The organism is Pseudomonas sp. MIL9 (assembly GCF_016887925.1).
Taxonomy (GTDB): domain Bacteria; phylum Pseudomonadota; class Gammaproteobacteria; order Pseudomonadales; family Pseudomonadaceae; genus Aquipseudomonas; species Aquipseudomonas mohnii.
In genome coordinates this window covers 94,648-120,186 of sequence record NZ_JAFEHE010000005.1, presented here as the reverse complement: position 1 = coordinate 120,186, position 25,539 = coordinate 94,648, and the positions used below count along the sequence as shown (strand labels likewise).

Genomic DNA, 25,539 nt, shown 5'->3' with positions numbered 1-25,539 from the left:
CGGGCCCAATGTGGTGTTGATGTTGCGCAGTGGACGAAAAATCGTCAATTCGCCAATTGCCATTTTGTTCGATAATCGCACGCAAAACTAACTGGGTAGTACACTTTAAATTGCTGTGCGGGATCACGCAGCCAATAATTCACTCAAAGCTAAACGCAGTCCCCGCATCAGCTGGCGAATGCCCCTAACAAAATGGTCTCCAGTACCGGGAGTCGAAGATATGCAGCGTTCCATTGCCACCGTTTCCTTGAGCGGTACCCTGCCGGAAAAACTCGAAGCCATTGCCGCCGCCGGTTTTGACGGCGTCGAGATTTTCGAGAATGACCTTCTCTACTACGACGGCAGTCCCCGGGAAATCAAACAGATGTGCGCCGATCTCGGGATCGCCATCACCCTGTTTCAACCGTTCCGTGATTTCGAAGGCTGCCGCCGTGACCGCCTGTCGCGCAATCTGGAGCGGGCCGAGCGCAAGTTCGACCTGATGCAGGAACTGGGCACCGACCTGGTGCTGGTGTGCAGCAACGCCTCGGCCGATTCCATTGGCGACGAGCAGATTCTGGTCGACGACTTGCGCCTGCTGGCCGAACGCGCCGGCGCGCGGGGCTTGCGTATCGGTTACGAAGCACTGGCCTGGGGCCGGCATGTGAACACCTATCAACAGGTGTGGAACATCGTGCGTCAGGCCGATCATCCAAGCCTGGGCGTGTTGCTCGACAGCTTTCATACGCTGTCGCTCAAGGGCGATCCAAGCGCCATCGCTGATATCCCGGGCGACAAGATCTTCTTCGTGCAAATGGCCGACGCGCCCATCCTGGCCATGGATGTGCTGGAGTGGAGCCGGCATTTCCGCTGCTTCCCGGGCCAGGGCGAGTTCGATCTGCCGGGCTTCCTCGCACCGATCATCAAGAGCGGTTACACCGGGCCGCTGTCGCTGGAGATCTTCAACGACGGCTTCCGTGCTGCGCCGCCACGGGCCAATGCCGCCGACGGTTTGCGTTCGTTGCTGTACCTCGAAGAGAAAACCCGTCAGCGCCTGGAGCAGGAATCCCGACCTGCGGCCAACCTCGACATTCTGTTCGAGACGCCCAAGGCCAGCGAGTACAACGGCATCGAGTTTCTCGAGTTCGCCGTGGATGAAAGCCTCGGCGCCAAGCTCTCGAACTGGCTGGAGCGCCTGGGCTTCGTCAAGGCTGGCCAGCATCGCTCCAAGAGCGTCAGCCTGTTGCGCCAGGGCGATATCAACCTGATCCTCAACTCCGAGCCTTACTCGTTCGGCCACAGTTTTTTCGAGGCCCACGGTCCATCGCTGTGCGCCACCGCCGTGCGGGTCAAGGACAGCGCCAGTGCACTGGCCCGCGCCGTGGCTTACAAGGGCCAGCCCTATCGCGGGCTGGTCGGCCCCAATGAACTGGAGCTCGCCGCCGTGCGCGCGCCGGATGGCAGCCTGATTTACCTGGTGGATCAGGACGCCGACGTCTACGGTACCGACTTCAACCTGCAGCCGAACGCGCTGGCCAGCGGCGGCCTCAAACGCATCGATCACATGGCGATGGCCCTGCCGGCCGACAGCCTCGACAGTTGGGTGTTGTTCTATAAGAGCCTGCTGGATTTCGAGGCCGACGACGAAGTGGTGCTGCCTGACCCTTATGGTCTGGTGAAGAGCCGCGCGTTGCGCAGTCGGGACAGCTCGATTCGTCTGCCGCTGAACATTTCCGAGAACCGCAACACCGCCATCTCACACGCGCTGTCGAGTTATCGCGGCTCCGGTGTGCATCACATCGCGTTTGATTGCGACGATATCTTTGCCGAAGTCAGTCGCGCGAAAGCGGCGGGCGTTCCGTTGCTGGACATCCCGCTCAACTACTACGACGACCTGGCGGCGCGCTTCGACTTCGACGACGAGTTCCTCAGCGAACTGGCCTACTACAACGTGCTGTACGACCGCGATGCCCAGGGTGGCGAGCTGTTCCATGTGTACACCGAGCCGTTCGAAGGGCGGTTTTTCTTCGAGATCATCCAGCGCAAGAACGGCTATGCCGGTTACGGCGCGGCCAACGTCGCGGTGCGACTGGCGGCGATGGCCAAATCCCGAAGCGGTGCCGTCCGTCAGGCAAAGTTGTAGGAAATTCGTAATGACGGGAGTAATCCATTGCCGCACGGCTTCCCTCAGTGTGCGGCTCAGCCCATAATCGCCCGCTTGTGCAGTGATGGCCGTGAGCCCGCAATGACAATGACTTCAGAACTCTCCTTGGCGTCCGGCGAACCGATGGCCGAGCCGCGCAAGAGTCGCAAGAACAACCCGGAAAAAACCCGCGAGAACATTCTTCAAGAAGCCATTGTCGAGTTCGTTCAGCAGGGGCTTTCCGGGGCTCGTGTGGATGCGATCGCCGAGCGCATCCACACGTCCAAGCGCATGATCTATTACTACTTCGGCAGTAAGGAACAGCTCTACGTCGAAGTGCTGGAAAAGCTTTACGGCGATATCCGCAGCACCGAAAACCGTCTGCACCTGGCCGAACTGGCCCCGGTGGAGGCGATTCGGCGGCTGGTGGAATTCACCTTCGATCACCATGACCGCAACGTCGATTTCGTGCGCATCGTCAGCATTGAAAACATCCATAACGCCGAGTACGTGAAGCGTTCCGATGCGATCAAGGCGATGAACAACACCATCCTCGACTCATTGGGCGAGATTCTGCGTCGTGGTGCCGAGGAAGGGCTGTTTCGTAAGGGGCTGGTTCCGCTGGATGTGCATTTGCTGATCAGTTCGTTCTGCTTCTATCGCGTGTCGAACCGTCACACCTTTGGTGAGATTTTTCAGATCGACTTGCCGGACGAGGGCATCAAGCAGCGTCACCGGGAGATGATTTGCGAGTCTGTCCTGCGCTATTTGCAGGCCTGAAACCGTGGCGAGCAAGCTCGCTCGCCACAGAAAGCCTTCAGCCATTCATGCTTTGAAAGTGCGCCAGCATTCGCTGGGCATCGGGCACCACACCGCTGAACAGTTCGAACGCCTTGACCGCCTGAAACACCGCCATGTTGCCGCCATCCAGGGTCCGGCAGCCCAGGGCGCGGGCGTTGCGCAGCAGTTCGGTTTCCAGCGGGAAGTAAACAATCTCCGCGACCCACAGCTGCGCGCGCAGCAACTCGACCGGCACTGGCATGCCCGGCAGTTTTTTCATGCCCATGGGTGTGGTGTTCACCAGGCCGTCGGCCTCGGCCAGGCTCCCCGCCAGATCGAGACCCGCGACGGCGCGGCCGCTGCCGAAATGTTGATTGAGGTTGTCCGCCAGGCTCTGGGCGCGACTGATTTCCACATCGAAAATGCTCAGTTGCCGTACGCCTTCGCTCAATAGTGCGTGGGCGACGGCGGCACCGGCGCCTCCGGCACCCATCTGTACGACGCGGTCAACGGCAACGCCGGTCAAGCCACGGCGAAAGCCTTCGGCAAATCCCAGGCAATCGGTGTTGTGGCCGATGCGCTTGCCATCCTTGAGCACCACGGTGTTCACCGCGCCGATGCCGCGGGCTTCCGGCGACAATTCGTCGAGCAGCGGGATGATCGCCTGCTTGCACGGGAAGGTGATGTTCAGCCCGGTAAAGTTCATGCGCTCGGCGGCACTGAGCAGGTCGGGCAGGGCATTGCTGTCGAGTTTCAGCTGATCGAGGTCGATCAGGCGATAGAGGTAGCGCAAACCCTGGGCATCGCCTTCATGTTCGTGCAGCGCCGGGGTGCGGGATGCCTGGATGCCGGCGCCGATCAGTCCGGCCAATACCGTATGGTTCTGATTCACGATGTTCACCCCTTCAAACGCAGACTGAAATGCTCCAGCGCCAGGCGATAGCCGTGGCTGCCGAACCCGGCCATCACCGCAGTGGCAATCGCCGAGACGAAGGAGTGGTGGCGGAAAGGTTCACGGGCGTGGACATTGGACAGGTGCACTTCGATCACCGGCAGTTCACTGGCAACCAGCGCATCGCGGATCGCCACCGAGGTGTGGGTCCAGGCGGCCGGGTTGATCACGATGCCGGCGCAACGGTTGCGGGCGTTGTGAATCCAGTCGAGCAGTTCGCCTTCGTGGTTGGTCTGGCGAAACTCCACTGCCAGGCCGAATTCTTCGGCGGTACGACCGCACAGGGCGGAAATGTCAGCGAGGGTTTCGTGGCCGTAGGTTGCCGGCTCACGGGTGCCGAGCAGGTTCAGATTCGGGCCGTTGAGCACCAGAATAATGGGGGGCATCGATGTTTCTCCACTTATTATTTTTGGCATTGGCCGAGGATTCCAGCCTGTGGAGATAAATTGTACTAACTGGTTAATTCGGTCAATTGAAGAGCCGGTCACCGGGCTTTTTGTGTGCGGTGATCGGACGGTTTCGTGTTCACCGCGGCAGATGTTCAAGCAGGAAATCGATGAACGCCCGCAATCTGAGGGGGACATGGCGACTTTGCGGATAGAGCAGGGTAAACGGCCGAGAGCGTCCGCCGTAGGGCTTGAGCACTTCCAGCAACGAGCCATCAGCCAGTTCCTTTTCGACAATGAAGCGATAGGTCTGAAACAACCCCGCGCCGTGTTTCGCCAGGGTCACGCCACCCAATACGTCGTCGGAACAACTGAAGTTGCCCTCCGCCAGAATTTCCCGCTCCACGCTCTTGTCGTTGAACAACCAGGCGATGCGCCGGCCGCTGCTGGGCAGTTCGTACTGGATGCATTCGTGGTGTTGCAGGTCGTCGAGGGTTTGCGGCGTGCCGGCCTGCTGGAGGTAGTCGGGGCTGGCAACCATCACCAGTTCGGCGTCTTCGAGAGGCCTGGCGATCAGGCCGGAATCCGGAATCGCCCGCACACGAATGGCCATGTCATAGCCTTCGCCGACGAAATCGATGTTGCGATTGCTGATGTGCGACTCGACCTTCACCGCCGGAAAGCGCGCGCGAAAGGCCGGGAGCAACGGCAGGATGCGATGGTGGGCGTAGGTGGTGGGAATACTGATGCGCAAGGTCCCGGACGGCACTTGCTGCTGGCCCATGACTTCGCGCTGGGCTTCAACCAGTTGGGCCAGCGCCTGGCGGCATTCCTCGTAGTAGCGGCGACCGCTGTCGGTCAGCTTGACGCTGCGGGTGGTGCGTGCGAACAGCCGTACGCCCAGACGCTCTTCCATACGCGACACCGAGCGACTCACGGCCGCCGGAGTGACGCCCGCCACCAGCGCGGCAGAAGTGAAGCTACCGGCTTCGGCGGCCAGGCAAAACAGCTCGATACTGCCCAGCTGAAGATCGTCGAATTGTCGCTGCATGATTGATTACACCGGGGATCAAATGAAGTGTGTGAACCAGTATTTATCAGATGCCTGCACACCGATACAGTGAGTTCGATGCCCCAGGCCTTTCTTGATCAACGAGCAGGAGATACAGCATGCCTTTCGTCAGCGTACGCATTACCCGTGACGGCGTTACCCGGGAGCAGAAAGCCCAGGTCATCGCGGAAATCACCGAAACCTTGCAGCGCGTCCTCGGCAAGCCGCCTGAACTGACGCATATCGTGATCGAGGAAATTGATACCGATAACTGGGGGTATAAAGGCATCACCACCACTGAGTATCGAAAGAATCTGCCGGGGTGAGCCGGGTGAAAAAAAGCCGTCGCAGAGACGGCTTTTTCATGTCGGGCACTTGCACTCAGCGCCGGGTCAGCAATACGCCGGATTCCATGTGGTGAGTCCACGGGAACTGGTCGAACATCGCGCATTGGGTGATGCGATGGGTGTCGTGCAGTTGGGCGATGTTGGCCGCCAGGGTTTCCGGGTTGCAGGAAATGTAGAGGATGTTGTCGAAGCGTCGCGTCAGTTCGCAGGTGTCCGGGTCCATGCCGGCGCGCGGCGGGTCGACGAATACGCTGCCAAACTCGTAGCTCTTGAGGTCGATGCCGTGCAGTCGGCGGAACGGCCGCACTTCATTCAAGGCTTCAGTCAGCTCTTCGGCGGACAAGCGCACCAGCGTGACGTTATCCACAGCGTTTTCGCTGAGGTTGCTCAGTGCGGCGTTGACCGAAGTCTTGCTGATTTCGGTGGCCAGCACGTTGCGCACACGAGTGGCCAGCGGCAGGGTGAAGTTGCCGTTGCCGCAATACAGTTCCAGCAGGTCGTCCGGGCGATCGCCCAATGCCTCGTACGCCCAGTTGAGCATCTTCTGGTTCACGGTGCCGTTGGGCTGTGTGAAGGCACCTTCGGGCTGGCGATAGCTGAAGGTACGGCCGCCGACTTCCAGCTTCTCCACCACGTAATCGTGACCGATGACTTCGCGTTTGCCCTTGGAGCGGCCAATCACGCTGACATTCAATTCGGCCGCGAGCTTCGAGGCCGCCGCATGCCAGTGTTCGTCCAGCGGACGGTGGTAGCACAGGGTGATCATGGCGTCGCCGGCCAGGGTGGTCAGGAACTCCACCTGAAACAGCTTGTGGCTCAGGGCTGAACTGGCTTGCCAGGCGGCCTTGAGCTGCGGCATCAACTGGTTGATCCGCAGGCTGGCGATCGGGAATTCTTCGATCAGGATCGGCGTGCGTTTGTCTTCCTGGGAAAACATCGCGTAGTGGCGCTCGCCGGCTTCGCGCCACAGGCGGAATTCGGCGCGCAGGCGGAAATTCTGCAACGGCGAGTCGAAGACGGCCGGCTGCGGCGCATCGAAAGGCGCCAGGAGGTCACGCAAGCGCGTGACCTTTTCTTCGAGCTGAGTGGCGTAGGCCTGGGAATCAAAAGTCATGCGTTGAACCAACCCAGCTTGATCACGAACAGAATCGACAGAATCACCAGCGCCGGGTTCAGCTCACGGCCACGACCGGACAGCAGTTTGATCGCGGTCCACGAAATGAAACCGAAAGCGATGCCGTTGGCGATGGAATAAGTGAATGGCATCGCCAGGGCGGTGATCACGACCGGTGCGGCAACGGTGATGTCGTCCCAGTCTATTTCGGCCAGCCCGGATGTCATCAGTACGGCGACGAACAGCAGCGCCGGGGCAGTGGCGTAAGCCGGAATGCTGGAGGCCAGTGGCGAGAAGAACAGTGCCAGCAGGAACAGCACGGCCACCACGACGGCGGTCAGGCCTGTGCGGCCACCGGCACTCACGCCAGCGGCGGATTCGATGTAGCTGGTGGTGGTCGAAGTGCCCAGCAGGGAACCGGCCATGGCGGCGGTGCTGTCGGCGATCAGGGCGCGGCCCATTTTCGGCATGTGGCCATCCTTGCCCATCAGGCCGGCGCGCTTGGCGACGCCGATCAGGGTGCCAGAGTTGTCGAACAGGTCGACGAACAGGAAGGCGAAGATCACGCTGAACAGACCGATGTCCAGTGCGCCCTTGATGTCCAGTTGCAGGAAGGTCGGCGCCAGCGACGGGGGCATCGACATCACGCCGCCGAACGCGCTGAAACCCATCGCGATCGAAACAATGGTCACGACCAGAATGCCGATCAGCACGGCGCCACGCACGGCCAGTGCTTCGAGGGCGACGATCAGGGCAAAGCCGAGGGTGGCGAGGATCGGTGCCGGTTGTTTAAGGTCACCGAGGCCGACCATGGTCGCCGGGTTGCTGACTACGATGCCGGCTTTGTTCAGGGCGATCAACGCCAGGAACAGGCCGATGCCGGCGGCAATCGCCGAGCGCAATGGCAACGGGATGCTGTTGATGATCCATTCACGGATGCGGAAGATCGACAGCAGGAAGAAGCACACCGCCGAAATGAACACCGCGCCCAGCGCCACTTGCCAGGTGTGACCCATGTGCAGGACCACGGTGTAGGTGAAGAAGGCGTTCAGGCCCATGCCCGGCGCGAGGGCGATCGGGTAGTTGGCGATCAACCCCATGACTGTGGAGCCGATGGCGGCCGCCAGGCAGGTCGCGACAAATACCGCGCCCTTGTCCATGCCGGTCTCGCCGAGGATGCTCGGGTTGACGAACAGGATGTAGGCCATGGCTAAAAAGGTCGTGACGCCCGCCAGTATCTCGGTGCGTACGTTGGTGTTGTGTGCCTTGAGTTGAAACAGCCTTTCCAGCATGTCTGCTCCCCGTGGCGCGCCCGGCGCCGTGAATGTATCGACCTCAACAGCAAAGCACAGACCGCTGTTGGCGCCTGGGAATTTTCTGTGGGTCGGAAAAAGCCGCGCATCATACCAGCCGCGTAGGGTTATGGCTGCTTATGGCGGTGATCGTCGTCGATGTTTTGCGTTTAGCCCAAGTCAGCCATACTGCGCGCTGTTTTTGGGGAGGGGTATCGCGTGAAGAAGCGTCTGTTTATCGGCATTGGAATGTTGCTGGCCTTGTGCCTGGGGGCACAAACCGCCTCGGCGGCCTCGGCGCCACCCTTGACTCAGTTGAAAGTGCTCAAAGTCGAATCGCCGGCCTGCGGCTTTGAAGACATTGCTGAAGGACAGGAGCGGACGCGCTGCAACCACTCCGGCCCTCACATCATGATCTACGTGTTGGAAGTCGGTTACGGTCGCGGGGCGCATGTCGGACTGGACGGTTTTGATGTGAACGGCACCCGGACTCCAGTCTGTGCTTTCAATAATGGCAACCTGACGGACTGCACTGTCGGCATGAAAACCGTTGGTTATCTGTATGTCTTCGATATGGCGGGTAAGCAGGAAGGCACGTTCACCTTCAGCAACACCTCGATCAATGCCCCGGGCAACACCCTGTCGACGCAGCTCTACATCAAGTAAGGCGGGGTTCGAACAAGGGGCGGGAAAGCTGACTACGCTTTAAGGATCATTCCGTGGATTGCCCTTATGACCTTTAGAGCCTTGATTACCCTCGCCGAGGGCATCGATGACCTGCAAGCCGTGACCCTGGTCGACGTCCTGCGCCGTGCCAAAGTGGAAGTGGTGGTGGCCAGCATCGAGGGGCGACGCATGCTCACCTGCGCCCGCGGCACCCGTCTGACCTGCGATGCGATGCTGGTGGACCTGCTGGCCCAGCCATTCGACCTGATCGTCCTGCCCGGCGGTGCGGTGGGCGCGCAGCATCTGTCGAACCATCAACCCCTGCAACAATTGATCAAGGACCAGGCCGCGGCCGGTCGCTGGTTCGCGGGCATTGCCGAGGCCCCCGCGCTGGCGTTGCAGGCCTTCGGCGTGTTGCGCCAGCGGCGCATGACGTGCCTGCCTTCGGCCAGCCATCAACTGTCAGGCTGCACCTTCGTCGATCAACCGGTGGTGGTCGATGGCAACTGCATCACGGCCCAGGGCTCGGGCGCCGCCCTGCCATTCGCCCTGGCGCTGGTGGAACAACTCTGCGGCAAGGCCACGCGAGCGGCGGTGGCGTCGGAGTTGGTGGTTTAGCGTCAGACCTTCGCCTCTTCGTTCGGCACATGCATGCGATCGCGGCTGGCCAGGCTCGGGAACAGTTTGATCCACACCCCGGTCACCACCAGTGTGCCGATACCGCCCATGACCACCGCCGGTACGGTTCCGAACCAGTGGGCGGTCAGGCCGGATTCGAATTCTCCCAATTGATTCGAAGCACCGATGAACAATCCGTTCACGGCGCTGACCCGGCCGCGCATTTCGTCCGGGGTTTCCAGTTGCACGAAGGACGCGCGGATCACCATGCTGATCATGTCGGCCGCGCCCAGGACCACCAGCACGGCCAGCGAGAACCAGAACGATGTCGACAGGCCGAAGGCGATGGTTGCCACACCAAATATGCCCACGGCGGTGAACATCACTCGCCCGACATTGCGGTCGACGGCAAATCGCGCCAGCCACAGCGACATCATCAGCGCGCCCACTGCGGGTGCCGAGCGCAGCAGGCCCAGGCCCCACGGGCCGGTCAGCAGGATGTCCTTGGCGAAAACCGGCAGCAACGCCGTCGCGCCACCCAGCAGGACGGCGAACAGGTCAAGGGAGATGGCCCCCAGTATGTCGGGGCGACTGCGAATGAAGCGGATGCCGGCCAGCAGTGAATCGAGGGTCGCCTTGCCCTTGTTCAGCGGCGTTTGGCGGGCGGGCAGGTTGAGCATCAGCGAGCAGGCAATGAGGTAAAGGATCACCGTCGGGCCATAGACCCAGACACTGCCGAAGGCGTAGAGCAAGCCACCGAGGGCCGGGGCGACGATGGTCGCTGACTGCTGGGCCGACTGTGCGGCGGCGACGGCCCGGGGAAACAGGGCGCTGGGCACGATACTCGGCAGCAGGGCCTGGGTGGTCGGCATCTCGAAGGAGCGAGCGGCACCGAGCACGAACGCGAGGATGAAGATCATTTCCCGGGTGACATGGTCGGTTGCGCTGCCGATCGCCAGCGACAGGGCGATCAGTGCCTGAATGGACTGGCAGATCGCCGCGACCCTGCGCCGGTCGTAGCGGTCCGCCACATGCCCGGTGTGCAGCATGAACAGTACGCGCGGGGCGAACTCCACCAGCCCGACCAGGCCCAGATCGAGCACGTTGCCGGTCAGTTGGTACAGGTTCCAGCCAATGGCCACCGTGAGCATTTGAAAGCCGCTGGCCGTAAAGATCCGGGCCAGCCAGAACGCGATGAAAGGGCGGTGATGACGTAACAGCAAGGGCTCTTGGCTGGGCATCTGGAGGCAGATCTGGGTGTGGGAAAGGGAGAGATTATCATTAAGCTGTAACAGGAAGTTGCCATCTTGGAAGATTTCGTTAGCTAGACATCTATTCATCTGGCTCGTCTCGGTGAGGCAACTTGTCACGCGGCAAAAGACCACGCGGTTCATCCTCACAAATGGGACTACTCTTTCAACGTTGCTTGATCCAGATCAATACCCTCGACAGGCGTTGATCCAGTGACCCGAGCGCCAGACTCCCTGCGTTGTGATGCTGGTAAAAAAAAGAACGAATTTGAATTCGCCGCACTCCATACCCGTGGGAACCGTGGATGCAGGCTTGCGCCGGCAGCCGTACTACCTGACAGAGGAAGACTTATGTTCGGTTTAGAGGCACTTGATCTCGCCCGAATTCAGTTCGCGTTCACTATCTCGTTCCACATCCTGTTTCCTGCCATCACCATTGGCCTGGCGAGTTACCTGGCGGTGCTCGAAGGCCTGTGGCTGAAAACCCACAACGACACCTACCGCGATCTCTACCACTTCTGGTCGAAGATCTTTGCGGTCAACTTCGGCATGGGTGTGGTTTCAGGGCTGGTCATGGCGTATCAGTTCGGCACCAACTGGAGCCGTTTCTCGGACTTCGCCGGATCGGTGACGGGGCCGTTGCTGACGTACGAAGTCCTGACCGCATTCTTCCTCGAAGCCGGTTTCCTCGGCGTCATGCTGTTTGGCTGGAACAAGGTGGGCCGCGGCCTGCACTTCTTCGCCACGGTGATGGTCGCCATCGGCACCTTGATTTCGACCTTCTGGATTCTCGCGTCCAACAGCTGGATGCAGACCCCGCAAGGCTTCGAGATCATCAACGGCCAGGTCATTCCGACCGACTGGCTGGCGGTGATCTTCAACCCGTCGTTCCCGTATCGCCTGATGCACATGGCCACGGCGGCGTTCGTCGCAACGGCTTTCTTCGTCGGTTCCTCGGCGGCCTGGCATTTGCTGCGCGGCAAAGACAACCCGGCGATTCGCACCATGCTCTCGATGGCCATGTGGATGGCGCTGATCGTGGCGCCGATTCAGGCGGTCATCGGTGACTTCCACGGCCTCAACACGCTCGAGCATCAGCCGGCCAAAATCGCCGCGATCGAGGGCCACTGGGAAAACAAAGGTAACGAGGCGACACCGTTGATCCTGTTCGGCTGGCCGGACATGAAAGAAGAGAAAACCAAATTCGCCGTCGAGATTCCGTACCTTGGCAGCTTGATCCTGACCCACTCCCTGGACAAACAGGTGCCCGCCCTCAAGGAGTTCCCGCCTGAAGACCGGCCGAATTCGACCATCGTCTTCTGGTCGTTCCGGATCATGGTCGGCCTGGGTTTCCTGATGATCTTCACCGGGTTGTGGAGCCTTTGGCTGCGCAAGCGCGACACGCTCTATACCTCGCGGCCGTTCCTGTATCTGGCATTGTGGATGGGGCCCTCCGGCCTGATCGCGATTCTCGCCGGCTGGTTCACCACTGAAATCGGTCGCCAACCGTGGGTGGTCTACGGGCTGATGCGTACGGCGGATGCGTCGTCCAACCATAGCTTCATGCAGATGAGCATCACCCTGATCCTGTTCGTCGTGGTGTATTTCGCCCTGTTCGGTGCCGGTCTGGGCTACATGATGCGCCTGGTGCGCAAAGGGCCGAAGATCGACGAGGGCAAGGAAACCAACGAAGGTGGTCCTGGCCAGAAACGCACACCGGCACGTCCGCTGTCCGCAGCCGACGATGAACATGCCGATGCCGACCACACCACGACCAAGGAGATTTGAATCATGGGTATTGATCTTCCGCTGATCTGGGCCGTGATCATCATCTTCGGCATCATGATGTACGTGGTCATGGACGGATTCGACCTGGGGATCGGGATTCTCTTCCCGTTCATCCCCGGCAAAAGTGACCGCGACGTGATGATGAACACCGTCGCTCCGGTCTGGGACGGCAACGAAACCTGGCTGGTACTGGGGGGCGCAGCATTGTTCGGTGCGTTCCCGCTGGCTTACTCGGTGGTGCTCTCGGCGTTGTACCTGCCGCTGATGTTCATGCTGATCGGCCTGATTTTCCGTGGCGTGGCCTTCGAGTTCCGCTTCAAGGCCAAAGATGCCAAGCGCCACCTGTGGGACAAGGCGTTCATCGGTGGTTCGGTGGCGGCCACCTTCTTCCAGGGCGTGGCGCTGGGGGCGTTCATCGATGGTTTGCCGGTGGTCAATCGTCAGTTCGCCGGAGGGTCACTGGACTGGCTGACACCGTTCACGATGTTCTGCGGAGCTGCATTGGTGGTGGCTTATGCGCTGCTCGGTTGCACCTGGTTGATCATGAAGACCGAAGGCAAGCTGCAGGAGCAAATGCATGACCTGGCGCGCCCCCTGGCGTTCGTATTGCTGGCGGTGATCGGCATCGTCAGCATCTGGACGCCACTGGCCCATGCCGAGATTGCGGCGCGCTGGTTCACGTTGCCGAACCTGTTCTGGTTCCTGCCGGTGCCGATCCTGGTGCTGGTGACTTTGTACGGCCTGATCCGTGCGGTGGCCCGCAATGCGCACTACACGCCGTTCCTGCTGACGCTGGTGTTGATCTTCCTCGGTTACAGCGGCCTGGGTATCAGCCTGTGGCCGAACATCGTGCCGCCGTCGATCTCGATCTGGGACGCCGCGGCACCGCCACAGAGCCAGGGCTTCATGCTGGTGGGCACGCTGTTCATCATCCCGTTCATCCTCGGGTACACCTTCTGGAGCTATTACGTGTTCCGCGGCAAGGTCACCCATGAAGATGGTTACCACTAGGCCTTTGCTGCGCGGACTTGTGGGCGCGAGCTCGCTCGCGATGGCGCCATGACAGGCGCCACCCACCTTCATTGGAGGATCAGGCTATGAGCAACAAACATTCCCTGCACGACATCGAGCAGGCCGAAAAAAAGCCGCTGTGGCAGCGGCTCGGCTGGTTGGCCATGATCTGGGCGGGAAGCGTCGGTGCATTGTTCATCGTCGCCAGCCTGATGCGGATGTTCATGAACGCCGCCGGCCTGACCACACACTGAATACCTGACATCCCATCCCGCAGCCTTGCGGCGCGGATTTACAACCCTCCTGATGGAGGGTTTTTTTTGCCCTGATTATTTGCGGGCCTTGAGGATCACGAATTTCGGCGTGGCGGCGACTTGCTCGACCCCGCGGAACAACCGCGCGAGCTTGCTGTGATACCCCAGGTGACGGTTGCCGACGATGTATAGCGCGCCGCCAGTCACCAAGGCTTCCCGGGCCTGCTGGAACATCCGCCAGGCCAGGAAGTCGCCCACCACCTGCTGCTGGTGAAACGGTGGATTGCACAGCACCACGTCCAGCGATTGAGGTTCCTGCCCGGCCAGACCATCGCCCGCCCGCACGATCACATCGCGCTCGCCCAGTGCGGCGCTCCAGTTTTCGGCGGCCGATTGCACGGCCATGAACGACTCGTCGACCAGGGTGTAATGGGCCTCGGGGTTTTGCAGGGCGCTGGCGATCGCCAGAACGCCGTTACCGCAACCGAGGTCGGCTACCCGTGCGCTGCCGAGGTTCTTCGGCAGGTGTGGGAGAAACGCCCGCGTGCCGATGTCCAGGCCTTCACGGCAGAATACGTTGGCGTGGTTGAGCAATTCGATGGCCGGTGCATCGAGTCGATAGCGCGTCGGGTAGGGCGAGACTACGGGGGCTTTTGCTTCGGTCGTGGCGATCAGCAGCCGTGCTTTCTTCGCCGCCAGGGTCGCCTGCACCGGGCCGATGTAGCGCTCCAGCAGATCGCCGGCGGCACGCGGCAGGTGTTTGATCATCGCGCCCGCGATCACCTGGGTGCCCGGAGCCAACTGGCCTTGCAGGCGGATCAGTTGTTCTTCCAGTAGGGCCAGCGTCTTCGGCACCCGGATCAGCACCCGGTCAAAGGGACCCTTGAGCGTTTCACTGGCGGGTATGTGGGGCACGGCATCAAACGGCAGGCCATTGCGCGCCAGGTTTTTTTCCAGACCCTGAAAGGCCAGGAACGAGTCGCCGCTGCTGGTGACGCTGACTTTGCCCGCGAGGCTGGCTGCCAGTGCACCGAAACTGTCGTTGAGCACCAGAACCCGCGTCTCGGTCGAAGGCTGCTGTTCGGCCAGATGGTTGAGCAGGTACTCGTCTGCCGCGTCAAAGGCTTGCAGCGGTTCGTTCTGCTGTTCGGGTTGGCGGATCAGGTCGAGGCTGGCGAAGGGTGTTTCGAGCAAGGGCATGGGGCGGGGCTCTGGGTAATCAACGGGTATCCCGCGGCCCGGGGGCGTCTTGGCGGCGGGGCCGTCCGAGTGGACTGCGTCGTGGACAAATCACACGGCATCACTCAGGAGGGACCGCGAATGGTACGTTTTTTTGGGGTGGATTACTCGCAGGTTTTTCCAGTCAACCCGTTGCGTTTCTGTCGAGGTAGCCAGCCTTGGCGGCGGCGATGACAGCTGAAATCTTATTGCTTACTCCGAATTTTCGGATGGTTTCCTGAACATGGAAATTGATCGTTCGCGGGCTGAGATTAAGAATCCTGGCGCTTTCGTAGGCCGTTTTGCCATCCGCGGCCAGTTTCAACACGTCGATTTCCCGCAGCGACAATTGCGGGTTGGACGGTGTGGCAGGCCTTTTGGGTAGCGATCGTACAGCCAGTTTGTGCAGGTGATGCCCCATGAACACGGAAAAGCCCAGATTTTCGTACACCTCCCACGCACTGATCGGGCGGTGGCTGCGCACCAGGCTCAATATGCTGCACAGATCGGTTTCCTCGTCGTGAATCGCTTGCGACCAACCGTGTTGCAATCCCTGTTGCTCCAGCCCATCCCAGAGACATCGCGCGTTGCTGAACTGCTCTTCGCTCCACAGGATAGGCATTGCTGATTGGTGGCAGTGAGCTACTATTGGATCAATGGCAGCAAGCTTCTTTTTCTCATAGACGGAGTTCCAGTCTGAGGGGTAATTGTTTAATCGCACGGTATTGAAATTTTCGGTTTTCGAAGTGTAACTGGTTGAAAAGGCAAAAAAATTGAACCCTATATTTTTTGCAAACCTGAGCGATACACCGTAGGCGATTTCAAGTTCTGCGGAGGCTGCCAATTGTTCAAGTTGGGATTCCTTCCATCTCTCCATGATGTGGCTCCTGTCGTATTGGTAAATTGGATCCACTGTTTGGGTGTGTTTTGGATTGTAGGATGAATCTTACAATTGAATTGATAATATTTGGCTTTATTGTGCATTAAAAAATTAATGTTTTGGTTCTAATAGTGGTTGATTTAAACGTTTGTATTATATGTATTCTTTAAATTAATCCTGTAAGGCTCCTTTATTGCGCGTTATTTAATTTTTTACGGCAAGAGTACTTTTGCTCTAAAAGACACTACAAATAATAGGTGTTTATGGTGGGCGCTTTACGAGACACTGGGCTATCTGTTGAATGGAGCGTCCCCATGACCGCCAGTGAAGAGAAATTTACTCGCCAGACACTGCTCGACGTCCAGCCATTGACACCGAATCTGTTCACGCTGCGTGCCACTCGAGATCCCGGTTTTCGTTTTCGCGCAGGGCAATTTGCCCGGTTAGGCGTCACCCGGGCCGATGGCAGTACGGTTTGGCGTGCCTATTCCATGGTGTCGTCACCCTTTGACGAGTTTCTTGAGTTCTTTTCCATCGTGGTTCCGGGGGGCGAGTTCACCAGCGAGCTGAGTCGTCTGGGTGTTGGCGACACACTGCTCGTCGACCGCCAGGCCTTCGGTTACCTGACGCTTGATCGCTTCGTTGACGGGCGTGATCTGTGGTTGTTATCCACGGGTACGGGGCTGGCGCCATTTCTGTCGATCCTGCAGGACTTCGAGGTCTGGGAGAAATTCGAGCGGATCATCCTGGTCTACAGCGTCCGTGAAACCCGGGAGCTGGCTTATCAGGACCTTATCGCGGGGCTGGCACAGCGTGAGTATCTGTCGGAATTCGCGCACAAGCTGCAACTCATCAACACGGTGACTCGCGAGCAACATCCTGGCGCCTTGAACGGGCGCATTACCACGCTGATCGAAAATGGCGAGCTGGAGCGCGTTGCCGGGGTGGCCCTGACGCCCGAGCACTCACGGGTCATGCTTTGCGGCAATCCGCAGATGATCGATGACACGCGCAAATTGCTCAAACAGCGCGATATGCACTTGAGCCTCAGCCGGCGACCCGGTCAGGTGGCGGTGGAAAACTTCTGGTAATAAAACGGCGCCGCAAGGGCGCCGTCCGTATTTCGCTCAAGCATTCAAGGCCGGTTGTTCTGGGCCTTGAGCAGATCGCGGATCTCGCCCAGCAACACTTCTTCCTTGGTCGGAACCGGCGGCACGGTTGGCGCCACCGCCTCCTCGCGTTTCAGGTGGTTTATGGCTTTGACGCCCATGAAGATCGCGAAGGCGACAATGATGAAGTCGATCAGGCTCTGGATGAATTTACCGTAGGCCAGCACTACCGCCGGGGCGTTGCCTTCGGCGGCCTTGAGCGTAATGGCCAGGTCACTGAAGTCCACCCCACCGATCAACAGCCCGATTGGCGGCATGATCACATCGCCGACAAACGACGTGACAATCTTGCCGAAGGCGGCGCCGATGATGATGCCCACGGCCATGTCGACCACATTGCCCTTGACCGCGAAGGCCTTGAACTCACTTATCACGCCCATAGGTTATTTCCTTGTTACAGATGAGGTTGGTGAACGCAGTGTAAATCAGCAAGACGCATCTTGCTCGAAACACCTGCTTACAAGTACCGCCTGCTGTCGACCGGAGTATCGGGAAAAAGTTTGAAAATGCCACCCGCGCAGGGTGAGCGAGAAAGGGCTTGGAGGCTTTTTCGCGATCCTGTCGTTGTGCTGCTCTACTGTCGAAAACCAGGCGTGTGGTGAAGGTCAGCTGGAATGAAATGATAGTGGCAACATAAATAAAATTTCACTTTGGGTTGTTTGGATTTTGAGATTTCAGCGGGGAGGCGAGAGCAAGGACAAGATTTAAGGGCGTGCTTGGTCAGTCTTACTATTTATATTGATGGCGGATTTTGCGCTTACTGTACGTTGAGGCGGTAGTTGTAGTGGATGTGTACAGGTATATGTGGGGTGTTTGGTGTTAGTTGTAAGAAATTGTAAAAATATTTTTAATTGACCATATCGTTACATGTGCTAATCGATCATGACAAGTTGTCGGCGGTAACTCGGCGGACACCCGCGTCGCACTGATTTGCTCCACCTGGGTTATCATCGCGATTTTTGCCGGGAGTTCCGATGGCCAAGGCCAAGCGCATGTATGGCTGCACCGAGTGCGGCTCGACTTTTCCGAAGTGGGCTGGCCAGTGCGGCGAGTGCGGCGCCTGGAACACGCTGACTGAAACCATGGTGGAAAGCGGCGGGGCGGCAGCGCCCAGCGGTCGCACCGGCTGGACCGGCCAACAGGCGCAGATCAAGACCCTGGCCGAAGTCAGTGTCGAGGAGATTCCACGTTTTTCCACGGCGTCCAGTGAACTGGACCGGGTGCTGGGCGGTGGTCTGGTGGACGGTTCGGTGGTGCTGATCGGTGGTGATCCCGGTATCGGCAAGTCGACCATTCTGTTGCAAACCTTGTGCAACCTCGCCAAGAGCATGCCGGCGCTGTACGTCACCGGCGAAGAGTCCCAACAGCAAGTGGCCATGCGTGCCCGACGCCTCGGGTTGCCTCAGGATCAGTTGCGGGTCATGACCGAGACCTGTATCGAAACCATCATCGCCACGGCCCGGCAGGAAAAGCCCAAGGTGATGGTGATCGACTCGATCCAGACGATTTTCACCGAGCAATTGCAATCGGCACCGGGCGGCGTGTCTCAGGTCCGGGAAAGCGCGGCATTGCTGGTGCGTTATGCCAAGCAGAGCGGCACGGCGATTTTCCTGGTCGGTCATGTCACCAAGGAGGGGGCGCTGGCTGGTCCCCGTGTGTTGGAGCACATGGTCGACACGGTCCTGTATTTCGAAGGCGAATCCGATGGTCGTCTGCGCCTGCTGCGGGCAGTGAAAAACCGTTTCGGTGCGGTTAACGAACTGGGCGTGTTCGGCATGACCGACAAGGGCCTGAAAGAAGTCTCCAATCCCTCGGCGATTTTTCTGACCCGGGCTCAGGAAGAAGTCCCGGGCAGTGTGGTCATGGCGACGTGGGAAGGTACCCGACCGATGCTGGTGGAAGTCCAGGCGTTGGTGGACGACAGCCATCTGGCCAATCCACGCCGGGTAACCCTGGGTCTGGATCAGAATCGCCTGGCGATGTTACTGGCGGTGTTGCATCGTCATGGCGGTATTCCGACCCACGATCAGGACGTATTCCTCAACGTCGTCGGTGGTGTGAAAGTGTTGGAAACGGCTTCCGACCTGGCGTTGATGGCGGCGGTCATGTCCAGCTTGCGCAACCGGCCGTTGCCTCATGATCTGCTGGTGTTCGGTGAGGTGGGGCTGTCCGGCGAAGTGCGTCCGGTACCGAGCGGTCAGGAGCGTTTGAAAGAAGCCGCCAAACACGGCTTCAAGCGCGCCATCGTGCCCAAGGGCAATGCACCGAAAGAGGCTCCGCCGGGTTTGCAGATCATTGCCGTCACCCGTCTGGAGCAGGCGCTGGACGCCTTGTTCGAATAAGTTTGCGGGCCGGACTTGATCCCAGTGGGATGGTGTCGGGTCTTCAGATTTCGATCAGGGCACCCAGCTCTCGTTCAAGTTCAGCTGCGTCACCCAGGTTGAGCTCGATCAACCGCCGCAGGCTCGCAATCGATTCCAGGCTGATATGCCGGCAGACAAAGCCGAGCTGGCCTTTGTCTTCGTGGGTCAGTTCGACCTCCATGGCGATGTCGGTGTCATCGGACAGGTGAATGCCGACGGAAAAGTTCTGCTGCGGATTACCCAGCCACGCGGCAGGGCGTTCAATCAGCAAGCCCTTGAGTGACAGGTCGATCAGCTTTACCGTCCAGGTGTGTTCACCCTGACGGAGCTCGGTTCGGGCATCGAATCCAATACGTTTGAAACGGCGGCGGTCGGCAGGGTGGTCGCTCATGGCGTAATCCTCGATAGATTCGCTGACTATAGACCCGCCTTTCGCAAGACAGCCAGCAAGAGAGGCGCCAGACCAATATCGGGTATGCCCTTTGTCGTCAGGGGCGCTAAACTCGAGGTGGCTTTCTTTCTTGTCCACTCTGGCTGGAATAATAAAATGAAAAATAATAATAGCCCGCTACGCCATCTACCCTGGCTGGTGCTGGCAATCATAGGTGCGTGCGCCCTGGGTGTCGTGGCATTGCGCCGAGGCGAGGCGATCAACGCCTTGTGGATTGTGGTCGCTGCCGTGGCCATTTATCTGGTCGCGTATCGCTACTACAGTCTGTTCATCGCTAACAACGTGATGCAACTCGATGCGCGACGGGCCACTCCCGCCGTGCTCAATAACGACGGTCTGGATTACGTCCCCACCAATAAACATATCCTCTTCGGTCACCACTTCGCGGCCATTGCCGGCGCGGGTCCACTGGTTGGCCCAGTGCTGGCGGCGCAAATGGGCTACCTGCCCGGCACGCTGTGGCTGATCGCCGGTGTGGTACTGGCCGGTGCGGTGCAGGACTTCATGGTCCTGTTCATGTCCACCCGCCGCAACGGCCGCTCCCTGGGCGACATGGTCCGTGAAGAAATGGGCCGCATTCCCGGCACCATCGCGCTGTTCGGCTGCTTCCTGATCATGATCATCATCCTCGCCGTGCTGGCGCTGATCGTGGTCAAGGCCCTGGCCGAAAGTCCGTGGGGTATTTTCACGGTGATGGCGACCATCCCGATCGCGATGTTCATGGGCATCTACATGCGCTACATCCGCCCGGGCCGCATCGGTGAAATTTCGGTGATCGGCGTGGTATTGCTCCTGGGTTCGATCTGGCTGGGCGGGCAAATTGCTGCCGATCCGGTGTGGGCCAAGGCCTTTTCCTTCACCGGTATCCAGATCACCTGGATGTTGATCGGCTACGGCTTCGTCGCTGCCGTGCTGCCGGTGTGGCTGATCCTGGCACCGCGCGATTACCTGTCGACCTTCCTGAAAATCGGCACCATCGTCGCCCTGGCGATCGGCATCCTGATCACCATGCCCGAGCTGAAAATGCCGGCAGTGACCCAGTTCATCGACGGTACCGGGCCGGTGTGGAAGGGCGGGCTGTTCCCGTTCCTGTTCATCACCATCGCCTGTGGCGCGGTGTCCGGTTTCCACGCGCTGATCTCCTCCGGCACAACGCCGAAGCTGCTGGATAACGAAACCAACGCCCGCTATATCGGCTACGGCGGCATGCTGATGGAGTCTTTCGTGGCCATCATGGCCATGGTCGCTGCGTCGGTGATCGAGCCAGGCGTGTATTTCGCCATGAACAGCCCGGCCGCCGTGGTCGGCGGTGATGTCGTGGCCGTTGCGCAAGCCGTCAGCAGCTGGGGCTTTGCCATTACTCCGGAGGCCCTGCAAGCAGTGGCCAAGGACATCGGTGAAACCACCATCCTGGCCCGTGCCGGTGGTGCGCCGACCCTGGCCGTGGGGATCGCGCAGATCCTGCACAGCGTGCTGCCGGGTGAAAACACCATGGCATTCTGGTACCACTTCGCGATCCTGTTCGAGGCGCTGTTCATCCTGACCGCAGTCGACGCCGGCACCCGCGCCGGTCGCTTCATGCTGCAGGACCTGCTGGGCTCCTTCGTGCCAGCGCTGCGCCGCACGGAATCCTGGACCGCCAACCTGATCGCGACCGCCGGGTGCGTGGCAATGTGGGGCTGGCTGTTGTACCAGGGTGTGATCGATCCATTGGGTGGTATCAACACCTTGTGGCCGCTGTTCGGCATCTCCAACCAGATGCTGGCCGGTATCGCGCTGATGCTCGGCACCGTCGTGTTGATCAAGATGAAACGCCAGCGCTACATCTGGGTGACCTTGTTGCCTGCGGCCTGGCTGCTGGTCTGCACCACCACCGCCGGCTTCATCAAGCTGTTCGACGCCAACCCGGCGATCGGCTTCCTGTCCCTGGCGAAAAAATACAGCGATGCGCTGGCCAATGGTCAGATCCTCGCCCCGGCCAAGGACATCACGCAGATGCAGCACGTGATCTTCAATGCCTATACCAACGCAACACTGACCGCGCTGTTCCTGTTCGTGGTGTTCAGTATCCTGTTCTATGCGCTCAAGGTCGGCATTGCCGCCTGGGGTAAAAAAGAACGTACGGATAAAGAATCGCCATTCCAGGCGCTGCCGGATGCTTGATCGAGGATTGCAGCATGTTCAATGACCTGAGTCGCCTCGGTAAATACCTCGGTCAGGCCGCGCGCCTGATGGTCGGCATGCCCGACTACGACAACTACGTCGAGCACATGCAAACCAAGCACCCGGACAAACCGGTGATGAGCTACGAGGCGTTCTTCCGCGAACGCCAGGAAGCCCGTTACGGTGGCAAGGGTGGGCCGAAGTGCTGTTGATCCGGATGGCGGGTTAACGGCAAAACCTGTGGGAGCGAGCTTGCTCGCGATGGCGGACTGTCAATCAACAGTGATGTTGAATGTCAAACCGCTATCGCGAGCAAGCTCGCTCTCACTTTTGTTTTGTGTTGTTTATCAGTTTTGTGAAACAGGAGATCAATTTTGTCCTCTCCCATCCCCGTCACGATCCTCAGCGGCTTCCTCGGCGCCGGCAAGACCACGCTGTTGCGCCACCTGCTCAAAGCCGAGCACGGTCTGAAAATCGCGGTGATCGAAAACGAATTCAGCGATGCCGGCATCGATACCCAGCTGTTGGGCGACGAGCCGGTACAAGTGATGACGCTGTCCAACGGCTGCGTCTGCTGCACCATTCACACGGACCTGACCAAAGCGTTGTATCTGCTGCTCGAACGCCTGGACAGCGGCGATATCGCCTTCGACCGTCTGGTGATCGAATGCACGGGGCTGGCGGATCCGGCCCCGGTGGCGCAAACCTTCTTCATCGACGAAGAACTGCGCGAGCGCTACATCCTCGACGGCATCATCACCCTGGTCGACGCGGCACACGCCGAGCTGCACCTGACCCAGACCATTGCCCAGGCGCAGATCGGTTTCGCCGACCGTTTGCTGGTGAGCAAGCGCGACCTGGTGGACGAGCCGACCTTCACCGCGTTGAGCGAGCGCCTGACCCGGATCAATCGTCGCGCCCCGATTCGTGTGGTTGATCACGGCAAGATCGATCTGGCCGAGTTGCTCGACGTGCGCGGCTTCAATCTCAATGCCGACCTCGGGGGTGGCGTGAGTTTGCGGCCCGTGACCAAGGCGCCGTCCATCGACCGCATTTCCAGCCTGGTGCTGCGCACCGACAAACCGCTGGATATCGACAAGCTCAGCGAGTTCATGAACGAACTGCTGGAAGACCACGGCAAGCAATTGCTGCGCTACAAAGGCGTGTTGAACATCCTTGGCGAACCGCGACGCATGGTGTTTCAGGGCGTGCTGAAGCTGTACGGTTTTGACTGGGACACCGAATGGGCGGAGGGCGAAGTGCGCGAGAGTGTGATTGTGTTCATTGCCGATGATTTGCCGGAAGAGAACATCCGTGAGGGGTTTGCTCGGGTGGCGGCGCAGTAAGGGCCGCCCTGTTCACTGAGGCTGATGTCGCAATCGCCAACTGTAAATGAGATGCCCCGGTCAAGCGAATCACCGGGGCGGCTATCCGTGTAGTGGTTTTCGCTGCCGATCAGCGCGCGCAGGCGATTCAGAGCTTCTGGCTGAGGTCGCTGCAGAAGGTCTTTTTTCAAACATTGAAGGGCATTTCAGGAGGGGGCATGAGGTGCTTTTCTTTGAAGAATACTCAGGATGAAAGTTATCTTTGAACGCTCTTCGGTTTTGCCAAGGTAAATATACGGCGAGCCATTTAGTTTGAGTCCGCCCATGTAGTGTTTGTCTTTGATCTTGAGTGAAACGGCTGAATGAGTGTTGCGCAGATTATCCAGTGTAATAGGCTTGCCTTGTTGGTTGACAAGGGTAAAGACAGTCGGGTGATCAGCGTCGGAGTCAATGACTCCAAAAGTATCCAGCGCCTTTTCACTGATGATGTGATTGTAATACTCGCCTGTGTTTTTTATTGAAAGTATGTAGCCATCGGCCGTATGCCGGAAGTGTAGCGTTAATGGCTTCACCTCACCGATCTGCTCGTTGGGACGTATGCCGAGCCGCTTCGAGTGGTCCTGGGTCTGCGGCCTGCCGGTAAAGAAGCCGCCGCTGAAGTGTGTGATGGTGGCCAGCGCCGGTTTGCCATGGAGTTGTTCAAGTAGATTTACTTTGTGGTCAAACATTCTCAATATTGCGATGAAAGATTTTTCGGTGTCGCTATTCATGATGTAACCCGTTCATTAAGTTTGTTGGATGAAGCGGGTTTTAGGTTAAGTGGTTTTTGTGGGTTCTTGGAGTTGTGTGTGTTGCAAGGGTTTAAATTGGGCGGTGTTGGAATGAGCGGTCTGAGTTATTTGTGGGTCGTTTTATTGGTGCATTGCTTGTATTAATTCTGACAATAAAAAACCGGCCATCTCTGGCCGGTTCTTTTACTGCGGTCTAGCGGGGCTTATCAAGCACCGTATACCGGCAGCTTCTTGCAGATGGCTTTGACTTTCTCACGAACGGCGTCGATCACCGCTTCGTTGTTCAGGTCAGCCAGGATGTCGCAGATCCAGCCAGCCAGTTCCTTGCACTCTGCTTCCTTGAAGCCGCGAGTGGTCACGGCCGGAGTGCCGAAGCGCAGGCCGGAGGTGACGAACGGGGAGCGTGGGTCGTTTGGCACGGAGTTTTTGTTCACGGTGATGAACGCCTTGCCCAGCGCGGCGTCAGCGTCTTTACCGGAGATTTCCTGCTTGATCAGCGACAGCAGGAACAGGTGGTTTTCAGTACCGCCCGATACAACGTCAAAACCGCGTTCGATGAACACACCGGCCATGGCCTTGGCGTTTTTCACCACTTGTTGCTGGTAAACCTTGAACTCAGGCTGCAGCGCTTCCTTGAAGCAGATCGCCTTGGCTGCGATCACGTGCTCCAGCGGGCCACCCTGGGCGCCCGGGAACACGGCGGAGTTCAGCTTTTTCTCGATGTCGGCGTTGGCGCGAGCCAGGATCAGGCCGCCACGTGGACCGCGCAGGGTCTTGTGGGTGGTGGTGGTCACGACGTCAGCGAAAGGAACCGGGTTCGGGTAGACGCCAGCGGCGACCAGACCGGCCACGTGGGCCATGTCGACGAACAGGTAGGCGCCCACCTTGTCGGCGATTGCGCGGAAACGCGGGAAGTCCAGGATCTGCGAGTAGGCAGAGAAACCGGCCACGATCATTTTCGGCTTGTGCTCAACCGCCAGGCGCTCGACTTCGTCGTAGTCGATCAGGCCGTTGCCGTCGATGCCGTACTGGATGGCGTTGTACAGCTTGCCGGAGGACGAAACGCTGGCACCGTGGGTCAGGTGACCACCGTGGGCCAGGCTCATGCCCAGGATGGTGTCGCCAGCCGACAGCAGGGCCAGGTAAACAGCGGCGTTGGCCTGGGAGCCAGCGTGTGGCTGGACGTTGGCGTAATCGGCACCGAACAGCTCTTTTGCGCGGTCGATGGCCAGTTGCTCGACCACGTCGACGTACTCGCAGCCACCGTAGTAGCGCTTGCCCGGGTAGCCTTCGGCGTACTTGTTGGTCAGTACCGAGCCTTGAGCTTCCATCACCGCAGGGCTGGTGTAGTTTTCCGAAGCGATCAGCTCAATGTGCTCTTCCTGGCGCTGAGCTTCTTGCTCCATGGCGGCAAAGAGATCGGCGTCGTACTTGGCAATAGTCAAATCACGGCTGAACATGGCGGTCCTCAAGGATCGGGGGCGGAAAAGGGGGGCATTCTAACCCAATGGGTTTTAGATGGCATATGAAACGACATCATGTCGCAGA

Annotated in this window: 25 protein-coding genes; 13 read left to right on the top strand and 12 right to left on the bottom strand. The window is 59.3% G+C overall.

All coding sequences use genetic code 11. The features are described from left to right. The first annotated feature begins 220 nt into the window (after window positions 1–220). Entirely contained in the window at window positions 221–2,122 is a 1,902-nt protein-coding gene (gene quiC / locus JQF37_RS07135; RefSeq protein WP_047533568.1) for a 3-dehydroshikimate dehydratase QuiC, read from the top strand. Window positions 2,123–2,224: 102 nt separating this feature from the next. Continuing rightward, window positions 2,225–2,902 (top strand): TetR family transcriptional regulator, encoded by a 678-nt coding sequence (locus JQF37_RS07130; protein WP_130204725.1) that lies wholly within the window; start codon window positions 2,225–2,227, stop codon window positions 2,900–2,902. 37 nt (window positions 2,903–2,939) lie between these two features. Here JQF37_RS07130 and JQF37_RS07125 read toward each other — a convergent pair whose 3' ends face one another. From JQF37_RS07125 to JQF37_RS07115, 3 genes are all read right to left on the bottom strand, one after another. Further along, window positions 2,940–3,794 carry a shikimate dehydrogenase gene (locus JQF37_RS07125; RefSeq protein ID WP_130204727.1) on the bottom strand — a complete coding sequence of 285 codons (855 nt, stop codon included), beginning with the start codon at window positions 3,792–3,794 and terminating at the stop codon, window positions 2,940–2,942. Between the two features lie 5 nt (window positions 3,795–3,799). Next, entirely contained in the window at window positions 3,800–4,240 is a 441-nt protein-coding gene (gene aroQ, locus JQF37_RS07120) for a type II 3-dehydroquinate dehydratase (RefSeq protein ID WP_090466945.1), read from the bottom strand. A gap of 139 nt (window positions 4,241–4,379) precedes the next feature. Next, on the bottom strand, window positions 4,380–5,291 hold the full coding sequence (locus JQF37_RS07115) for a LysR family transcriptional regulator (protein ID WP_130204729.1): 912 nt from the start codon (window positions 5,289–5,291) through the stop codon (window positions 4,380–4,382). Between the two features lie 119 nt (window positions 5,292–5,410). Here JQF37_RS07115 and JQF37_RS07110 point away from each other — a divergent pair, with 119 nt between their 5' ends. Continuing rightward, window positions 5,411–5,617, top strand: a complete 207-nt coding sequence (locus JQF37_RS07110) for a 4-oxalocrotonate tautomerase family protein (protein ID WP_047533558.1) — start codon at window positions 5,411–5,413, stop codon at window positions 5,615–5,617. Window positions 5,618–5,672: 55 nt separating this feature from the next. On the opposite strand, the gene trmA is transcribed toward JQF37_RS07110, so the two are convergent. Continuing rightward, entirely contained in the window at window positions 5,673–6,752 is a 1,080-nt protein-coding gene (gene trmA / locus JQF37_RS07105; RefSeq protein WP_130204731.1) for a tRNA (uridine(54)-C5)-methyltransferase TrmA, read from the bottom strand. Beyond that, window positions 6,749–8,044: an NCS2 family permease gene (locus tag JQF37_RS07100; RefSeq protein WP_130204733.1), complete on the bottom strand. Its 1,296-nt coding sequence runs from the start codon at window positions 8,042–8,044 to the stop codon at window positions 6,749–6,751. The genes trmA and JQF37_RS07100 overlap by 4 nt, the downstream gene beginning before the upstream one ends. A gap of 219 nt (window positions 8,045–8,263) precedes the next feature. Between JQF37_RS07100 and JQF37_RS07095 the strand changes: the two genes are divergently transcribed. Together JQF37_RS07095 and JQF37_RS07090 are read left to right on the top strand one after the other, a co-directional pair. After that, complete coding sequence (locus JQF37_RS07095) at window positions 8,264–8,710, top strand: DUF4879 domain-containing protein (RefSeq protein ID WP_130204735.1); 447 nt, start codon at window positions 8,264–8,266, stop codon at window positions 8,708–8,710. A 66-nt stretch (window positions 8,711–8,776) separates the two neighbouring features. Further along, on the top strand, window positions 8,777–9,328 hold the full coding sequence (locus JQF37_RS07090) for a DJ-1 family glyoxalase III (RefSeq protein ID WP_130204737.1): 552 nt from the start codon (window positions 8,777–8,779) through the stop codon (window positions 9,326–9,328). Window positions 9,329–9,330: 2 nt separating this feature from the next. Here the strand turns inward: JQF37_RS07090 and JQF37_RS07085 are convergent, their stop codons facing one another. Beyond that, window positions 9,331–10,569, bottom strand: a complete 1,239-nt coding sequence (locus tag JQF37_RS07085; protein WP_103403484.1) for an MFS transporter — start codon at window positions 10,567–10,569, stop codon at window positions 9,331–9,333. A 360-nt stretch (window positions 10,570–10,929) separates the two neighbouring features. On the opposite strand from JQF37_RS07085, the gene JQF37_RS07080 reads away from it, so the two are divergent. The 3 genes from JQF37_RS07080 (at window position 10,930) to JQF37_RS07070 (ending at window position 13,631) form a co-directional block, all read left to right on the top strand. Next, window positions 10,930–12,366: a cytochrome ubiquinol oxidase subunit I gene (locus JQF37_RS07080; RefSeq protein ID WP_130204739.1), complete on the top strand. Its 1,437-nt coding sequence runs from the start codon at window positions 10,930–10,932 to the stop codon at window positions 12,364–12,366. A 3-nt stretch (window positions 12,367–12,369) separates the two neighbouring features. Next, on the top strand, window positions 12,370–13,377 hold the full coding sequence (cydB, locus tag JQF37_RS07075; RefSeq protein WP_130204741.1) for a cytochrome d ubiquinol oxidase subunit II: 1,008 nt from the start codon (window positions 12,370–12,372) through the stop codon (window positions 13,375–13,377). 86 nt (window positions 13,378–13,463) lie between these two features. Next, entirely contained in the window at window positions 13,464–13,631 is a 168-nt protein-coding gene (locus tag JQF37_RS07070) for a DUF2474 domain-containing protein (RefSeq protein WP_081997949.1), read from the top strand. Between the two features lie 75 nt (window positions 13,632–13,706). On the opposite strand, the gene JQF37_RS07065 is transcribed toward JQF37_RS07070, so the two are convergent. After that, window positions 13,707–14,831, bottom strand: coding sequence for a methyltransferase (locus tag JQF37_RS07065; protein WP_130204743.1), 1,125 nt, complete (start codon window positions 14,829–14,831; stop codon window positions 13,707–13,709). A gap of 163 nt (window positions 14,832–14,994) precedes the next feature. Beyond that, the gene (locus JQF37_RS07060) at window positions 14,995–15,726 is read right to left on the bottom strand and encodes an autoinducer binding domain-containing protein (protein ID WP_130204745.1); all 732 of its coding nucleotides are present in this window, start codon (window positions 15,724–15,726) and stop codon (window positions 14,995–14,997) included. A 317-nt stretch (window positions 15,727–16,043) separates the two neighbouring features. Here JQF37_RS07060 and JQF37_RS07055 point away from each other — a divergent pair, with 317 nt between their 5' ends. Continuing rightward, on the top strand, window positions 16,044–16,820 hold the full coding sequence (locus tag JQF37_RS07055) for a ferredoxin--NADP reductase (RefSeq protein WP_047533526.1): 777 nt from the start codon (window positions 16,044–16,046) through the stop codon (window positions 16,818–16,820). 44 nt (window positions 16,821–16,864) lie between these two features. Here the strand turns inward: JQF37_RS07055 and mscL are convergent, their stop codons facing one another. After that, window positions 16,865–17,278, bottom strand: a complete 414-nt coding sequence (gene mscL, locus JQF37_RS07050) for a large-conductance mechanosensitive channel protein MscL (protein ID WP_130204747.1) — start codon at window positions 17,276–17,278, stop codon at window positions 16,865–16,867. A gap of 594 nt (window positions 17,279–17,872) precedes the next feature. Between mscL and radA the strand changes: the two genes are divergently transcribed. Next, window positions 17,873–19,240, top strand: coding sequence for a DNA repair protein RadA (gene radA / locus JQF37_RS07045; RefSeq protein ID WP_007937264.1), 1,368 nt, complete (start codon window positions 17,873–17,875; stop codon window positions 19,238–19,240). Between the two features lie 43 nt (window positions 19,241–19,283). Here the strand turns inward: radA and JQF37_RS07040 are convergent, their stop codons facing one another. After that, on the bottom strand, window positions 19,284–19,652 hold the full coding sequence (locus tag JQF37_RS07040) for a PilZ domain-containing protein (protein WP_130204759.1): 369 nt from the start codon (window positions 19,650–19,652) through the stop codon (window positions 19,284–19,286). 156 nt (window positions 19,653–19,808) lie between these two features. On the opposite strand from JQF37_RS07040, the gene JQF37_RS07035 reads away from it, so the two are divergent. The 3 genes from JQF37_RS07035 (at window position 19,809) to yjiA (ending at window position 23,221) form a co-directional block, all read left to right on the top strand. Next, on the top strand, window positions 19,809–21,875 hold the full coding sequence (locus JQF37_RS07035; protein WP_130204761.1) for a carbon starvation CstA family protein: 2,067 nt from the start codon (window positions 19,809–19,811) through the stop codon (window positions 21,873–21,875). Window positions 21,876–21,889: 14 nt separating this feature from the next. After that, window positions 21,890–22,087: a YbdD/YjiX family protein gene (locus JQF37_RS07030; RefSeq protein WP_007937254.1), complete on the top strand. Its 198-nt coding sequence runs from the start codon at window positions 21,890–21,892 to the stop codon at window positions 22,085–22,087. 162 nt (window positions 22,088–22,249) lie between these two features. Beyond that, window positions 22,250–23,221, top strand: coding sequence for a GTPase (gene yjiA / locus JQF37_RS07025; protein ID WP_130204763.1), 972 nt, complete (start codon window positions 22,250–22,252; stop codon window positions 23,219–23,221). 185 nt (window positions 23,222–23,406) lie between these two features. On the opposite strand, the gene JQF37_RS07020 is transcribed toward yjiA, so the two are convergent. Continuing rightward, window positions 23,407–23,970 carry a hypothetical protein gene (locus JQF37_RS07020; protein WP_130204765.1) on the bottom strand — a complete coding sequence of 188 codons (564 nt, stop codon included), beginning with the start codon at window positions 23,968–23,970 and terminating at the stop codon, window positions 23,407–23,409. 227 nt (window positions 23,971–24,197) lie between these two features. Continuing rightward, window positions 24,198–25,451: a serine hydroxymethyltransferase gene (gene glyA, locus JQF37_RS07015; protein WP_130204767.1), complete on the bottom strand. Its 1,254-nt coding sequence runs from the start codon at window positions 25,449–25,451 to the stop codon at window positions 24,198–24,200. Window positions 25,452–25,539: the final 88 nt, after the last annotated feature.